The following is a 13908-nucleotide window of genomic DNA, read 5'->3' on the forward strand; positions in this document are numbered from 1 at the left end:
TTCAGTGGTCCAGGAAGCGGGTTAGCCAGTCAGGGATGCGCTGCTCAAGCCACATCTGCGGGCGCAGCGGCGTGCCGCCAACGAAGCCAACGTGGCCGCCATAGGTGGTGAGCTGATAGTGGATATTCGGCGGCAGCGTTTCGCGGTCCGGGATCACGTGGTGGTCCATAAACGGATCGTCTTTGGCGTGAATAATCAGCGTCGGCGAGGCAATGTCCGGCAAGAGCGGCATGGCGCTGCACTGGCGGTAGTAGTCCAGCGCGTCGGCAAAACCGTGAATTTTTGAGGTGATCAGATCGTCGAACTCGCGAATCCGGCGCAGGCTTTTGAGTTTACGCAGGTCGATAGGCAGCGAACCGGGGTAGCTCTTCAGCTTGCGGGCGGCATTTTTCTTCAGCAGGTTCAGCAGATAGTGCTGATAAACGCGCGAGAAGCCTTGTTCCATGTGATAGCAGCATTGCTCGAGCATCAACGGTGCGGAGACGATAACCCCCGCTTTCAGCGTACAGGCCGCGCCCTGTTTTGCCATCAGGCAGGCGAGCATATTCCCGCCCAGCGAAAAACCAACCGCAGCGGTCGGGACTTCGCCATAGCGCTGATTTAGCCAGTCGAGGAAATACGTGCCGTCCTCGGTTTCGCCGGAGTGATAAATGCGCTCTTTGCGATTTGGCACGCCGCTACAGCCACGAAAATGCATCACCACGCCTAACCAGCCGCGCTTTTTGGCCGCTTCAATCATGCCGTGAGCATAGGGGCTGTGGAGGCTGCCTTCCAGGCCGTGAAACACCACCAGACGCGGTTTGTGCATGGCGGTTTGCGGATCTTCGCTCCACGCAAGATCGACAAAATCCCCGTCCGGCATATCCAGGCGCTGCCAGTGAGGTTTGAAATTGATTCGGCGGCGAATCAAACGTGGGATCATGGTTTGCAGATGCGGATTACTGAGTCCGCGCATCGGGCGGAAATCGTCACCTTCATCATGATGAATATTCAATTCTAAAGGACTTGTACTGGCCATATCACACTGTTAGTTTCGTTTAGTTCGCTAATTATTCTTCGGGTGTGGAGCACCCAATTCATGGACTTAACGCTTTTTCTGTCGATGCTGGGCTTTCTCTGGGTCGCCGCGATTACACCTGGCCCTAATAATACGCTACTTACCGCGTCCGGGGCGAATTACGGTTTCTTCCGCAGCCTGCCGTTGATGATTGGCATCATGCTCGGGATGCAGTGCATTCTGGTGCTGGTGGCCTTCGGCGTCGGGAGTTTAATCCTGCTGTACCCGGCTTTGCACCTTATCCTGAAGATTGCCGGTAGCGTTTATCTTTTGTGGCTGGCCTGGAAAATTGGTACCGCGAAATACGAGCGGCTGGAAACGGATGCTGCCCCGCCTTCACCGGTACCTTTCTGGCAGGGTGGCCTGCTGCAGGTGATAAACCCTAAAGCCTGGCTGATGGCGCTGGGTGCCGTGGCAAGCTTCAGTCTGGCTGGCGCCGATTATCTGCATTCCGTGGCGATGATTAGCGTAGGCATTGCGCTGGTGAACATCGTGGCCGGCGTAATCTGGATAGCCTTTGGCAGCCTGATTGGCCTGTTCCTGCGCAGCCGTCGCTCCTGGGCCATTTTCAACGTTAGCATGGGCGTGTTAACCGCGGCCTGCGTGCTGCTTATCTGGCGTTGAGGGCAAACCCTCTCCTCGCGAGGAGAGGGAAAACTTAGCGTTTAGTCGCTCTGCAGCATCTGCTCAAGCTGTTCCTGGGCGTCCAGCCATTCCATCTCACACTCTTCCAGCGCCGACTTCACTTTTACCTGCGTTTGCAGACATTCGTTCATCTCGGCTTTACGGCTTTGCTCGTAGATAGCGCTGTCTGCCAGTTTCTCTTCTACCCCTGCAAGCTGAGCGTTCAGCTTTTCCATCTGCTTTTCAAGCTGGGTGATTTGCTTACGCAGCGGCTGGGTTTGCGTGCGAAGCTCGGCCTCACGGCGCTTCTGGTCCTTACGGGCCTGGGCGCTGTTGGCGTTATCCTTCGCGGTATCGGCAGGCTGGTTTTCCTGCTTTTGCAGGTCGCTCAGCCACTGCTGGTAATCTTCAAGGTCACCGTCGAAAGCTTCCACTTTGCCGTCGTGCACCAGATAGAGATCGTCCGTGGTGGAGCGCAGCAGGTGGCGGTCGTGCGAGACCACAACCAGCGCCCCTTCGAAGTCAATTAACGCTTCAGTCAGCGCCTGGCGCATGTCGAGGTCAAGGTGGTTTGTCGGTTCATCGAGCAGCAGCAGGTTAGGGCATTGCCAGACAACCAGCGCCAGTACCAGCCTGGCTTTTTCACCGCCGGAAAAGCGTGCCGTTTGCTCCGTGACTTTATCGCCCTGGAAACCAAAGCCGCCCAGGTAGTCGCGCAGCTGCTGTTCCAGCTCGCGGGGAGCAATCCGGGCCAGATGCTGGAGCGGCGATTCGTCGGCACGCAGGTATTCCAGCTGATGCTGGGCGAAGTAGCCGAGCTTGATGCCTTTGGCGAGGCCAATGTCGCCCTGCAGAGGCTCTAGTTCACCGGCCAGCAGCTTGATTAAGGTGGATTTACCCGCCCCGTTTCGGCCCAGCAGGCCAATACGCGAGCCGGGAACCAGGTTCAGTTTGATGGAGTTCAGGATCACCCGCTCGCCGTAGCCTGCGCTAACTTTTTCCATCCGCAGTAGCGGGTTGGGCAGGTTTTCTGGCGCCCGGAAGCTGAAGTGGAACGGATTATCGACGTGCGCCGGGGCAATCAGCTCCATGCGTTCCAGCATCTTCACGCGACTTTGCGCCTGCTTGGCTTTAGAGGCTTTGGCCTTGAAGCGGTCGATAAAGCTTTGCAGGTGGGCCACTTTTTGCTGCTGGCTCTCAAACATCGACTGCTGCTGAGACAGGCGAGTCGCGCGCTGGATCTCGAACGAAGAGTAGTTGCCGGTGTACTCGAACATATTTTCCTGTTCGATGTGGATAATTTTATCGACCACCGGATCGAGGAAGTCGCGGTCGTGAGAGATAAGGATCAGCGTGCCCTGGTAGCTTTTCAGCCAGCGTTCCAGCCAGATGACCGCGTCCAAATCGAGGTGGTTAGTTGGTTCATCAAGCAGTAAAAGGTCGGAACGGCAAATCAGCGCCTGAGCGAGGTTAAGACGCATGCGCCAGCCGCCCGAGAAATCGCTTACCGAACGTTCCAGCTGTTCATTGCTAAAGCCCAGGCCGTGCAGCAGGCTGGAAGCGCGGGAACGAATGGTCCAGGCATCTACCGCATCCAATTTGCCGTGGACCAACGCAATGGCGTGGCCGTCGTTGCGTTCGTTTGCCGCGTTCAGTTCGGCTTCCAGCTTACGGAATTCACGATCGCCATCGATGACATACTCTATGGCTGGCATGGCCAGCGCGGGCGTTTCCTGATTAACCCAGGCAAGCTGCCAGTTGCCGGGGAAGCTTGCGCTGCCGCCGTCGGCGCTTATCTCGTTTTTCAGCAACGCCAGCAGCGTGGATTTTCCACAGCCGTTTTTACCCACCAGGCCGACTTTTTGCCCGGGGTTGATAGTGGCGGTGGCGTTATCCAGCAGAACGCGGGTGCCGCGACGAATTTGTAACGAGGAGAAAACAATCATAAAGCGCCGTATGTTCAGAGTATGTTAAATTGTCATTGTAATTCGTTAACATGTCGCCTGGGCAACAGGTCGGGCTGCATGGTAGCCCAAAATAATGACTATGACGACGCCCTGGAGGGTAATGATGTCGCAGCCGCCGAAAGTTTTGCTGCTGTATGCCCATCCGGAATCCCAGGACTCGGTGGCTAACCGGGTTTTGCTTCAGCCGGCTCTGCAGCTTGAAAATGTGACCGTGCACGATCTCTACGCGCACTATCCCGATTTTTTTATCGATATTTACCATGAACAGTCATTGCTGCTCGAGCACGATGTCATTGTTTTTCAACACCCTCTCTACACCTACAGCTGCCCTGCGCTGCTGAAGGAGTGGATGGATCGCGTTCTAAGCCGCGACTTTGCCAGCGGCGTTGGAGGCAACGCTCTGGCGGGAAAGTACTGGCGCAGCGTGATAACCACCGGCGAGCCGGAAGGCGCCTACCGCTATGACGGCTACAACCGCTTTCCCTTAACGGAAATTTTACGCCCCTTTGAGCTCACCGCCGCAATGTGCAAGATGCACTGGCTGATGCCGATTATCGTTTATTGGGCGCGCCGCCAGTCTAAGCCGGAGCTGGAAAGCCACGCGAAAGCCTACGGCGAGTGGCTGGCGAATCCGTTGCCGATGGGAGGGCGCTGATGGAAGGATCTGATTTGCTGCTGGCGGGCGTACTGTTCCTCTTTGCGGCGGTTGTTGCCGTGCCCATTGCCGCTCGTTTAGGTATTGGTGCCGTGCTGGGCTATTTGCTGGCAGGCATCGCCATTGGCCCGTGGGGCTTAGGTTTTATCAGCGACGTCGATGAAATTCTGCACTTCTCCGAGCTGGGCGTGGTGTTCCTGATGTTTATCATCGGCCTGGAGCTGAATCCGTCGAAATTATGGCAGCTACGGCGCTCTATATTCGGGGTTGGGGCCGCGCAGGTTATCCTCAGCGCGATTGTGCTGGCCGGGCTGCTGATGCTGACGAACTTCTCCTGGCAGGCCGCGGTTGTGGGCGGTATCGGTCTTGCGATGTCGTCGACGGCGATGGCGCTGCAGCTGATGCGGGACAAAAGCATGAACCGCAGCGAGTCCGGCCAACTGGGCTTTTCGGTGCTGCTGTTCCAGGACCTGGCGGTGATCCCCGCTTTGGCGCTGGTGCCGCTGCTGGCCGGTAACGGGGACGATCATACCGACTGGATTAAAGTTGGCCTGAAGGCGCTGGCGTTTATCGGCATGCTCCTTGGCGGGCGATACCTGCTTCGCCCGGTGTTCCGCTTTATTGCGGGTTCCGGCGTGCGTGAAGTCTTTACCGCGGCGTCCTTGCTGTTGGTGCTTGGGTCAGCGCTGTTTATGGATGCGCTTGGTTTCTCCATGGCGCTGGGGACGTTTCTGGCCGGCGTGCTGCTGGCCGAAAGTGAATATCGCCACGAGCTTGAGATTGCTATCGATCCGTTTAAAGGGCTGCTGCTGGGGCTGTTCTTTATCTCTGTCGGCATGGCGCTAAACCTGGGCGTGTTGTTTACCCATCTTTTGTTGATTGCTGTCAGCGTGGTGGCGCTGGTCGCGGTAAAAGCCACCATTTTGTATGGCCTGTCTCGCGTCTATGGTTTACGCAGCTCTGAAAGGCTGCAGTTTGCCGGGGTGCTGAGCCAGGGCGGGGAGTTTGCCTTCGTGCTGTTTTCTGCGGCCGCCTCGCAGAAGCTTTTCCAGGGCGAGCAAATGCCGCTGCTGCTGGTGACGGTGACGCTGTCGATGATGACCACGCCGCTGCTGATGAAAGGCGTGGATGCCATACTTGCCCGGCGCTTTAACCCTGGTGATGAGACCGAAGAGACGCCTTACGTTGAGGACGATCATCCGCAGGTCATCATCGTCGGGTTTGGGCGCTTTGGTCAGGTCATTGGCCGCCTGCTGATGGCTAACAAGATGAGAATCACCGTCCTTGAAAGGGATATCAGCGCCGTAAGCCTGATGAGGAAGTACGGCTATAAGGTGTATTACGGGGATGCGACGGAAGTGGAGCTGCTGCGTTCTGCTGGCGCAGAAGCGGCGAAATCCATTGTTATTACCTGCAATGAGCCGGAGGATACGATGCAGATTGTCCACCTCTGTCAACAACACTTTCCACACCTTGCCATTCTGGCGCGTGCTCGCGGGCGTGTTGAAGCACATGAACTGCTGCAGGCCGGCGTTAAACTGTTCTCGCGGGAAACTTTTTCCAGTGCCCTCGAGCTGGGACGTAAAGCATTGCTCACGCTAGGAATGCATCCGCATCAGGCGCACCGCGCGCAGCAGCACTTCCGCCGTCTGGATATGCGTATGCTGCGTGAGCTAATGCCCATCCATACCGATAGCGCGCAGATTTCCAGGGTGCGTGAAGCCCGCCGTGAGCTGGAAGAGATTTTCGAACGTGAAATGCAACAAGAGCGTCGGCAGCTGGACGGCTGGGACGAATTTGAATAGTAAGCCAGCCCGTAGAAGAAATACCTACGATAGAGATTTGATCGGCGGAAGCAAGAAATAAACCAGGAAAATCAATTTATTGATTTTCGCCAGATAACCAAAAAGAGGGAAAAACCACGCTTTTTCCCTCTTTTTCAGAACATCAGGTGAAGCCAATGTCAGTGCGTAAACGTTTTATTGCCGGGGCCGTTTGCCCCAAGTGCCAGGCGAAGGATTCCCTTGCCCTGTGGCGTGAGAACAACGTCGATATCGTTGAGTGCGTGAAGTGCGGCCACCAGATGCGCGAGGCGGATAAGCAGGTTCGCGAGCACGTTCGTGAGCAGGAACAGGTGATAGGGATTTTTCATCCCGACTAGCGAGATGAAGCAGCTTTTTTTAAGCTAGAGAGTACAGCGGCGCAGATTTCCGTTACAATCTGCGCCAGTTTTTTCCCTACGCTCGTTCAGGAGATATCATGAAAGTAGCAAAAGACCTGGTGGTCAGCCTGGCTTATCAGGTACGTACAGAAGACGGTGTGTTGGTCGATGAGTCTCCGGTGAGCGCGCCGCTGGACTACCTGCACGGTCACGGCTCCCTGATTTCTGGCCTGGAAACGGCGCTGGATGGTCACGAAGTTGGCGACAAGTTTGACGTTGAAGTAGGCGCAAACGACGCTTACGGTCAGTACGACGAAAACCTGGTGCAGCGTGTACCGAAAGACGTCTTCATGGGCGTTGACGAGCTGCAGGTTGGTATGCGCTTTATGGCGGAAACCGATCAGGGTCCCGTTCCGGTTGAAATTACCGAAGTGGAAGACGAGCACGTTGTGGTTGACGGCAACCATATGCTGGCTGGCCAGAACCTGAAGTTCAACGTTGAAGTTGTGGCGATTCGCGAAGCGACCGAAGAAGAGCTGGCTCACGGCCACGTTCACGGCGAGCACGATCATCATCACGACCACGATCATGACGGCTGCTGCGGCGGTCATGGCCACGATCACGACCATGGCCACGAGCAGGGTAAAGGTGGTTGCGGCAACGGCGGCTGTGGCTGCCACTGATCGCTGTTAAAGAGAGAAAAGGCCGCATTAGCGGCCTTTTTTACATCTGCAATTCAGTAATGCGGCGGCGGCGTCTCTTCAGACTCAGAGGCGATCATCGACGGCTGGCTTGCCTTCAGTTTTTCAACCAGCAGGCGGAAATGCTCGCGAAGTTTGGCCATCTCAAGTTCGTGCGCCGTCACGGTCTGATTCAGCTCTTCAATCGTTATCTCCTGAAATGCAAGACGACTCTCGAGATCTTCCAGCCGTTGTTCGGTGGATTTAGGGTGCATGGCGGATCCTCTTCTGCCTGCGGGATGGACAATATGCGGTGATTTTACTGAAAATGACTCAGCTTTACAGCGCAGAAGCACTTTGAAGGAAACTTCTTTAAACAAAAAGAATCTCAATTTGACTCGATAACTCGCTGAGAGATTGTGTAGATTTCTTTCACGACGTTATAGTACGTCACTTAGCTTATTTGAAAAACCTGGGGTGAGAGGCCCCGGCCCTTGGAGAAATGGATGAAATCATTATTTAAAGTAACGCTTCTGGCGACCACAATGGCCGTTGCCCTTAATGCTCCTGCTTTTGCCGCACCCGCTGCTGCGAAAGATGCGCCTGCTGCCGCTCAGGCTGACAGCAAAGCTGCCTTTAAGAACGACGATCAGAAAGCGGCCTATGCGCTGGGTGCTTCACTTGGGCGTTACATGGAAAACTCCCTGAAAGAGCAAGAGAAACTGGGCATCACTCTGGACAAAGCTCAGCTGATCGCGGGCGTGCAGGATGCGTTTGCTGATAAGAGCAAACTGTCTGACCAGGACATCGAGCAAACTCTGCAGGCGTTTGAGACTCGCGTAAAAACCTCCGCTCAGGAGAAAATGGAAAAAGACGCTAAACAGAACGCAGACAAAGGCAAAACCTTCCGCGATGCTTTCGCCAAAGAGAAAGGCGTTAAAACTTCGTCTACTGGCCTGATGTATAAAGTTGAGAAAGACGGTACCGGCGATGCGCCAAAAGATACCGATACCGTTGTGGTTAACTACAAAGGTACGCTGATCGACGGTAAAGAGTTTGATAACTCTTACACCCGTGGTGAGCCTCTTTCCTTCCGTCTTGATGGCGTTATCCCAGGCTGGACTGAAGGCCTGAAAAACATCAAGAAAGGCGGCAAAATCAAGCTGGTTATTCCACCAGAGCTGGCTTACGGTAAAACTGGCGTTCCAGGGATCCCTGCCAACTCCACGCTGGTGTTTGAAGTTGAGCTGCTGGACATTAAACAGGCGCCAAAAGCTGACGCTAAACCTGCAGCAGCAGCGGATGCCAAAGCGGCTGACGCAGCAAAAAGCAAGTAATTTTCTGGCAGTTTGAACCGCCGCCCATCGGGCGGCGGTTTTGTTTTTGGGACTTGCTTTATTTTCCCCCACGCGCAATGAGGAGAATAAAGACTGGAAAGCACGTCTTACGTTGTATTACCTTACGGGCAGCGTTTCAACCGAGTATGAGTCTGCCCTGACACCATCAAAGCGCGACAGGCTCTCATTAGAGGGTGGTATTTTTACATGTCCAATTCGCTTTTAACCAACGAAACCAGTGAACTCGATTTACTGGACCAGCGTCCTTTTGAGCAAACCGACTTCGAAATCTTAAAATCCTATGAAGCGGTTGTGGACGGGTTAGCGATGCTGATTGGCTCCCATTGCGAAATCGTTCTGCATTCCTTGCAGGACCTGAAATGTTCAGCCATTCGTATTGCTAATGGTGAACATACCGGGCGAAAAATAGGCTCGCCAATCACCGATCTGGCGCTGCGCATGCTGCACGATATGACCGGTGCCGACAGCAGCGTATCAAAGTGCTATTTTACCCGCGCGAAAAGCGGCGTTCTGATGAAATCGGTGACCATTGCGATTCGCAACCGTGACCAGCGCGTGATTGGTTTGCTGTGCATCAACATGAACCTCGACGTGCCGTTCTCCCAAATTATGTCGACCTTTGTGCCACCAGAAACGCAGGATCAGGAAGTGCCGTCCTCGGTGAACTTTGCCTCATCCGTTGAAGACCTGGTGATGCAAACGCTTGAATTCACAATCGAAGAAGTGAATGCCGATCGCAACGTGTCGAACAACGCCAAGAACCGCCAGATAGTCCTTAACCTCTACGAGAAAGGCATCTTCGATATCAAAGATGCGATTAACCAGGTTGCCGACCGCCTGAACATTTCCAAGCACACCGTTTATCTCTACATCCGCCAGTTCAAAAACGGCGACTTCCTCGGCCAGGATAAGTAATGCGCTTTGCGTTGATGGTTACCGGGCCGGCTTATGGTACTCAGCAGGCGAGTAGCGCGCTGCTGTTTGCCCGAGCATTGCTGGCGGAAGGCCATATGCTTGAGAGCGTTTTTTTCTATCGCGAGGGGATTTATAACGCTAATCAGCTCACCGCGCCGGCAAACGATGAGGTTGATCTGGTCCGCGAGTGGCAGTCGCTGAGCTCGCAGCACGGTGTCGCGCTGCACATCTGCGTGGCCGCGGCATTGCGTCGCGGTGTGACCGATGAAGAACAGGCGAAATCTTTGGGACTCCACGTCAGTAATCTTCAGCCCGGCTTTACGCTTAGTGGGCTGGGAGCGCTGGCGGAAGCCGCGCTGACCTGTGAAAGAATGGTGCAATTCTGATGAAGCGTGTGGCTTTTGTGTTCCGCTCTGCGCCGCACGGCAGCACGTCTGGTCGGGAAGGGCTGGATGCGTTATTGGCAACGTCGGCGCTGTCTGAAGATATCGGCGTGTTCTTTATCGGTGACGGCGTTCTGCAGCTCCTGCCGAATCAACAGCCGGCAAAAGTGCTGGGCAGAGACTACATCGCTACCTTCCGCGTTTTGCCGCTGTACGACATCGAGCAATGTTTTCTCTGTGCAGCTTCATTGAGCGAGAGAGGGCTGTCGGCTCAGTCATCCTGGGTTATCGATGCCGAAGTGCTGGAGCCTGATGCACTGAGGGAAAAGTTAAACCAGTACGATGTTGTACTTACCTTCTGAGGCACCCATGCTGCATACCCTACGTCAGTCGCCCTTTCAGTGTGATATCAGCGAGATGCTGCGCTATGTGCAGCCTGGCGACGATCTGCTGCTGATAGAAGATGGCGTGATTGCCGCGCTGAATAACAGCCGGGCGCTTGAATTACTGCTTTCAGCCCCCATTACTGTCAACGTTCTACGAGAAGATGTTGAAGCCCGTGGCCTGGCTGTTCAAATTTCACCCAAAATTGGGCTTGTCGACTATACTGACTTCGTCAGATTAGTGATAAAACATGACCAGCAGTTCGCCTGGTGATGGCGGAATGCTGTATATTTCTTGACACCTTTTCGGCTCAGCCCTAAAATTCTGCGTCCTCATATTATATGAGGCCGTTTTATTACGTGTTTACGAAGCAAAAGCAAAAACCAGGAGCTATTTAATGGCAACAGTTAACCAGCTGGTTCGCAAACCACGCGTACGCAAAGTTGCAAAAAGCAACGTGCCTGCGCTGGAAGCCTGCCCGCAAAAACGTGGTGTATGTACTCGTGTATATACCACCACTCCTAAAAAACCAAACTCCGCACTGCGTAAAGTTTGCCGTGTGCGTTTGACTAACGGTTTTGAAGTCACCTCCTACATCGGCGGTGAAGGTCACAACCTGCAGGAACACTCCGTGATCCTGATCCGTGGTGGTCGTGTTAAAGACTTGCCAGGTGTTCGCTACCACACCGTTCGTGGTGCGCTTGACTGCTCCGGCGTTAAAGACCGTAAGCAATCTCGCTCCAAGTATGGCGTGAAGCGTCCTAAGGCTTAATGGTTCTCCGTTAAGTAAGGCCAAACGTTTTAAATTAATGTCAAAATAAACTCTTTGAGTTTTGGACAATCCTGAATTAACAACGGAGTATTCCTATGCCACGTCGTCGCGTGATTGGTCAGCGTAAAATTCTGCCGGATCCTAAGTTCGGATCAGAGCTGCTGGCTAAATTTGTAAATATCCTGATGGTAGATGGTAAAAAATCTACTGCAGAATCTATCGTTTATACCGCGCTGGAGACCCTGGCTCAGCGTTCTGGTAAAAACGAACTGGAAGCTTTCGAAGTCGCTCTGGACAACGTCCGTCCGACCGTCGAAGTTAAGTCCCGCCGCGTTGGTGGTTCTACTTATCAGGTTCCAGTTGAAGTTCGTCCGGTTCGTCGTAATGCCCTGGCAATGCGTTGGATCGTAGAAGCTGCTCGTAAACGCGGTGATAAATCCATGGCTCTTCGCCTGGCGAATGAACTGTCTGACGCTGCAGAAAACAAAGGCACTGCAGTTAAGAAACGTGAAGACGTTCACCGTATGGCTGAAGCCAACAAGGCGTTCGCTCACTACCGTTGGTAATAAATCCTTCGTAGTGTTACCCAAGCGGGCGCTTCATGAAGCTGCCCGCTTTGGGTTACTTAACTTGAACGTCCCAGGATATAGAGGAATCAAATGGCTCGTACAACACCCATTGCACGCTACCGTAACATCGGTATCAGTGCACACATCGACGCCGGTAAAACCACGACTACCGAACGTATTCTGTTCTACACCGGTGTAAACCACAAAATCGGTGAAGTTCATGACGGTGCTGCAACCATGGACTGGATGGAGCAGGAGCAGGAGCGTGGTATCACCATTACCTCCGCTGCAACTACTGCATTCTGGTCTGGTATGGCTAAGCAGTATGAACCGCACCGCGTAAACATCATCGACACCCCAGGGCACGTTGACTTCACCATCGAAGTTGAACGTTCCATGCGTGTTCTTGACGGTGCAGTAATGGTTTACTGCGCAGTTGGTGGTGTTCAGCCACAGTCTGAAACCGTATGGCGTCAGGCTAACAAATACAAAGTTCCACGCATCGCGTTCGTTAACAAAATGGACCGTATGGGTGCAAACTTCCTGAAAGTTGTAGGCCAGATCAAATCCCGCCTGGGCGCGAACGCTGTTCCGCTTCAGCTGGCAATTGGTGCTGAAGAAGGTTTCACCGGCGTTATCGACCTGGTGAAAATGAAAGCCATCAACTGGAACGATGCAGATCAGGGCGTTACCTTCGAATACGAAGATATCCCGGCTGACATGCAGGACCTGGCTGACGAATGGCACCAGAACCTGATCGAGTCCGCTGCAGAAGCCTCTGAAGAGCTGATGGAAAAATACCTGGGCGGCGAAGAGCTGACCGAGGAAGAAATCAAGACTGCTCTGCGTCAGCGCGTTCTGAACAACGAAATCATCCTGGTTACCTGTGGTTCTGCATTTAAGAACAAAGGTGTTCAGGCGATGCTGGATGCGGTAATCGATTACCTGCCAGCACCAACTGACGTACCTGCTATCAACGGTATGTTGGACGACGGTAAAGACACTCCATCCGAGCGTCACGCTAGCGACGAAGAGCCATTTGCTGCTCTGGCATTCAAAATCGCTACCGACCCGTTTGTAGGTAACCTGACGTTCTTCCGCGTGTACTCTGGCGTGGTTAACTCCGGTGATACCGTATACAACCCGGTTAAATCAGCTCGTGAGCGTTTTGGTCGTATCGTTCAGATGCACGCTAACAAACGTGAAGAGATTAAAGAAGTTCGCGCGGGCGACATTGCTGCGGCAATCGGCCTGAAAGACGTGACTACAGGTGATACCATCTGTGATCCGGACAACGTGATCATTCTGGAGCGTATGGAATTCCCAGAACCGGTAATTTCCATCGCTGTTGAACCGAAAACCAAAGCTGACCAGGAAAAAATGGGTCTGGCTCTGGGCCGTCTGGCTAAAGAAGATCCATCATTCCGCGTATGGACTGATGAAGAATCTAACCAGACCATCATCGCCGGTATGGGTGAACTGCACCTCGACATCATCGTTGACCGCATGAAGCGTGAATTCAACGTTGAAGCGAACGTCGGTAAACCTCAGGTTGCTTACCGTGAAGCGATTCGCGCGAAAGTTACCGATATCGAAGGTAAACACGCCAAGCAGTCTGGTGGTCGTGGTCAGTATGGTCATGTTGTTATCGACATGTACCCACTGGAGCCGGGCTCTAACCCTAAAGGTTACGAGTTCATCAACGACATCAAAGGTGGTGTAATTCCTGGTGAATACATCCCTGCCGTTGATAAAGGCATCCAGGAGCAGCTGAAATCTGGTCCACTGGCGGGTTACCCGGTTGTTGATCTCGGCGTGCGTCTGCACTTCGGTTCTTACCATGACGTTGACTCCTCCGAACTGGCGTTTAAACTGGCCGCTTCTATTGCCTTCAAAGATGGCTTTAAGAAAGCTAAACCAGTTCTGCTTGAGCCTATCATGAAGGTTGAAGTTGAAACTCCGGAAGAGAACACTGGTGACGTTATCGGTGACCTTAGCCGTCGTCGTGGTCAGCTGAAAGGCCAGGAATCTAACGCTACTGGCGTACAGATTCATGCTGAAGTTCCGTTGTCTGAAATGTTCGGGTACGCAACTCAGCTGCGTTCTCTGACCAAAGGTCGTGCATCTTACTCCATGGAATTCCTGAAGTATGATGACGCACCTAACAACGTTGCTCAGGCCGTAATCGAAGCTCGTGGCAAATAAGCCAACGCTTTTAACACAATGATCCCGTGCTCTCTCCCGAAGGGGAGAGCACAATAGTAAGGAATATAGCCGTGTCTAAAGAAAAATTTGAACGTACAAAACCGCACGTTAACGTTGGTACTATCGGCCACGTTGACCACGGTAAAACCACTCTGACTGCTGCAATCACTACCGTTCT

The 13908-nt window shown here is 53.6% G+C and carries 17 protein-coding genes; 14 read left to right on the forward strand and 3 right to left on the reverse strand.

From position 1 onward, the window contains the following. Position 1 precedes the first annotated feature (1 nt). Complete coding sequence (locus HX778_RS11245) at positions 2-1018, reverse strand: hydrolase (protein WP_176982015.1); 1017 nt, start codon at positions 1016-1018, stop codon at positions 2-4. 60 nt (positions 1019-1078) lie between these two features. Between HX778_RS11245 and HX778_RS11250 the strand changes: the two genes are divergently transcribed. After that, positions 1079-1681: a LysE family translocator gene (locus HX778_RS11250; RefSeq protein ID WP_038478167.1), complete on the forward strand. Its 603-nt coding sequence runs from the start codon at positions 1079-1081 to the stop codon at positions 1679-1681. Between the two features lie 41 nt (positions 1682-1722). On the opposite strand, the gene HX778_RS11255 is transcribed toward HX778_RS11250, so the two are convergent. Beyond that, the gene (locus HX778_RS11255) at positions 1723-3627 is read right to left on the reverse strand and encodes an ABC transporter ATP-binding protein (protein WP_176982016.1); all 1905 of its coding nucleotides are present in this window, start codon (positions 3625-3627) and stop codon (positions 1723-1725) included. Positions 3628-3751: 124 nt separating this feature from the next. Between HX778_RS11255 and kefG the strand changes: the two genes are divergently transcribed. From kefG to slyD, 4 genes are all read left to right on the forward strand, one after another. Then, positions 3752-4303, forward strand: a complete 552-nt coding sequence (kefG, locus tag HX778_RS11260) for a glutathione-regulated potassium-efflux system ancillary protein KefG (RefSeq protein WP_176982020.1) — start codon at positions 3752-3754, stop codon at positions 4301-4303. Further along, entirely contained in the window at positions 4303-6108 is a 1806-nt protein-coding gene (gene kefB, locus HX778_RS11265; protein ID WP_038478176.1) for a glutathione-regulated potassium-efflux system protein KefB, read from the forward strand. Before kefG ends, kefB begins: the two co-directional genes overlap by 1 nt. Before the next feature lie 155 nt (positions 6109-6263). Beyond that, the gene (locus HX778_RS11270; protein WP_016538480.1) at positions 6264-6464 is read left to right on the forward strand and encodes a YheV family putative zinc ribbon protein; all 201 of its coding nucleotides are present in this window, start codon (positions 6264-6266) and stop codon (positions 6462-6464) included. A 98-nt stretch (positions 6465-6562) separates the two neighbouring features. After that, positions 6563-7147, forward strand: coding sequence for a peptidylprolyl isomerase (gene slyD / locus HX778_RS11275; protein WP_176982017.1), 585 nt, complete (start codon positions 6563-6565; stop codon positions 7145-7147). Between the two features lie 53 nt (positions 7148-7200). Here slyD and HX778_RS11280 read toward each other — a convergent pair whose 3' ends face one another. Further along, positions 7201-7419: a protein SlyX gene (locus HX778_RS11280; RefSeq protein ID WP_038478182.1), complete on the reverse strand. Its 219-nt coding sequence runs from the start codon at positions 7417-7419 to the stop codon at positions 7201-7203. A 231-nt stretch (positions 7420-7650) separates the two neighbouring features. Here HX778_RS11280 and fkpA point away from each other — a divergent pair, with 231 nt between their 5' ends. The 9 genes from fkpA to HX778_RS11325 all read left to right on the forward strand — a co-directional run. Further along, entirely contained in the window at positions 7651-8481 is an 831-nt protein-coding gene (fkpA, locus tag HX778_RS11285) for an FKBP-type peptidyl-prolyl cis-trans isomerase (RefSeq protein ID WP_038478185.1), read from the forward strand. A gap of 207 nt (positions 8482-8688) precedes the next feature. Beyond that, positions 8689-9417, forward strand: coding sequence for a transcriptional regulator (locus tag HX778_RS11290; RefSeq protein ID WP_038478188.1), 729 nt, complete (start codon positions 8689-8691; stop codon positions 9415-9417). Further along, positions 9417-9803, forward strand: a complete 387-nt coding sequence (tusD, locus tag HX778_RS11295) for a sulfurtransferase complex subunit TusD (RefSeq protein WP_176982018.1) — start codon at positions 9417-9419, stop codon at positions 9801-9803. Before HX778_RS11290 ends, tusD begins: the two co-directional genes overlap by 1 nt. Further along, positions 9803-10162, forward strand: coding sequence for a sulfurtransferase complex subunit TusC (tusC, locus tag HX778_RS11300; protein WP_176982019.1), 360 nt, complete (start codon positions 9803-9805; stop codon positions 10160-10162). The genes tusD and tusC overlap by 1 nt, the downstream gene beginning before the upstream one ends. 7 nt (positions 10163-10169) lie before the next feature. After that, the gene (gene tusB, locus HX778_RS11305; RefSeq protein ID WP_038478197.1) at positions 10170-10457 is read left to right on the forward strand and encodes a sulfurtransferase complex subunit TusB; all 288 of its coding nucleotides are present in this window, start codon (positions 10170-10172) and stop codon (positions 10455-10457) included. A gap of 124 nt (positions 10458-10581) precedes the next feature. Beyond that, complete coding sequence (rpsL, locus tag HX778_RS11310) at positions 10582-10956, forward strand: 30S ribosomal protein S12 (RefSeq protein ID WP_008457105.1); 375 nt, start codon at positions 10582-10584, stop codon at positions 10954-10956. A gap of 95 nt (positions 10957-11051) precedes the next feature. Further along, positions 11052-11522, forward strand: coding sequence for a 30S ribosomal protein S7 (gene rpsG / locus HX778_RS11315; protein ID WP_008457106.1), 471 nt, complete (start codon positions 11052-11054; stop codon positions 11520-11522). A 93-nt stretch (positions 11523-11615) separates the two neighbouring features. Then, positions 11616-13730 carry an elongation factor G gene (fusA, locus tag HX778_RS11320; RefSeq protein WP_038478200.1) on the forward strand — a complete coding sequence of 705 codons (2115 nt, stop codon included), beginning with the start codon at positions 11616-11618 and terminating at the stop codon, positions 13728-13730. Between the two features lie 71 nt (positions 13731-13801). After that, positions 13802-13908, forward strand: a 107-nt coding sequence (locus HX778_RS11325) for a GTP-binding protein (RefSeq protein ID WP_001785379.1), incomplete at its 3' end; no start/stop codon positions are given.

Source organism: Cedecea sp. P7760 (assembly GCF_013386425.1).
GTDB classification, from domain to species: Bacteria; Pseudomonadota; Gammaproteobacteria; order Enterobacterales; family Enterobacteriaceae; genus Cedecea; species Cedecea selenatireducens.

Excerpts from the sequence above, each read along its gene's own strand:
- HX778_RS11290 (WP_038478188.1), top strand. The coding sequence starts at position 8,689 with ATGTCCAATTCGCTTTTAACCAACGAAACCAGTGAACTCGATTTACTG.
- rpsL (WP_008457105.1), top strand. The coding sequence starts at position 10,582 with ATGGCAACAGTTAACCAGCTGGTTCGCAAACCACGCGTACGCAAAGTT.
- slyD (WP_176982017.1), top strand. The coding sequence starts at position 6,563 with ATGAAAGTAGCAAAAGACCTGGTGGTCAGCCTGGCTTATCAGGTACGT.
- HX778_RS11270 (WP_016538480.1), top strand. The coding sequence starts at position 6,264 with ATGTCAGTGCGTAAACGTTTTATTGCCGGGGCCGTTTGCCCCAAGTGC.
- fkpA (WP_038478185.1), top strand. The coding sequence starts at position 7,651 with ATGAAATCATTATTTAAAGTAACGCTTCTGGCGACCACAATGGCCGTT.
- rpsG (WP_008457106.1), top strand. The coding sequence starts at position 11,052 with ATGCCACGTCGTCGCGTGATTGGTCAGCGTAAAATTCTGCCGGATCCT.
- tusC (WP_176982019.1), top strand. The coding sequence starts at position 9,803 with ATGAAGCGTGTGGCTTTTGTGTTCCGCTCTGCGCCGCACGGCAGCACG.
- HX778_RS11245 (WP_176982015.1), bottom strand. The coding sequence starts at position 1,018 with ATGGCCAGTACAAGTCCTTTAGAATTGAATATTCATCATGATGAAGGT.
- kefG (WP_176982020.1), top strand. The coding sequence starts at position 3,752 with ATGTCGCAGCCGCCGAAAGTTTTGCTGCTGTATGCCCATCCGGAATCC.
- kefB (WP_038478176.1), top strand. The coding sequence starts at position 4,303 with ATGGAAGGATCTGATTTGCTGCTGGCGGGCGTACTGTTCCTCTTTGCG.
- tusD (WP_176982018.1), top strand. The coding sequence starts at position 9,417 with ATGCGCTTTGCGTTGATGGTTACCGGGCCGGCTTATGGTACTCAGCAG.
- HX778_RS11255 (WP_176982016.1), bottom strand. The coding sequence starts at position 3,627 with ATGATTGTTTTCTCCTCGTTACAAATTCGTCGCGGCACCCGCGTTCTG.
- tusB (WP_038478197.1), top strand. The coding sequence starts at position 10,170 with ATGCTGCATACCCTACGTCAGTCGCCCTTTCAGTGTGATATCAGCGAG.
- fusA (WP_038478200.1), top strand. The coding sequence starts at position 11,616 with ATGGCTCGTACAACACCCATTGCACGCTACCGTAACATCGGTATCAGT.
- HX778_RS11250 (WP_038478167.1), top strand. The coding sequence starts at position 1,079 with ATGGACTTAACGCTTTTTCTGTCGATGCTGGGCTTTCTCTGGGTCGCC.
- HX778_RS11280 (WP_038478182.1), bottom strand. The coding sequence starts at position 7,419 with ATGCACCCTAAATCCACCGAACAACGGCTGGAAGATCTCGAGAGTCGT.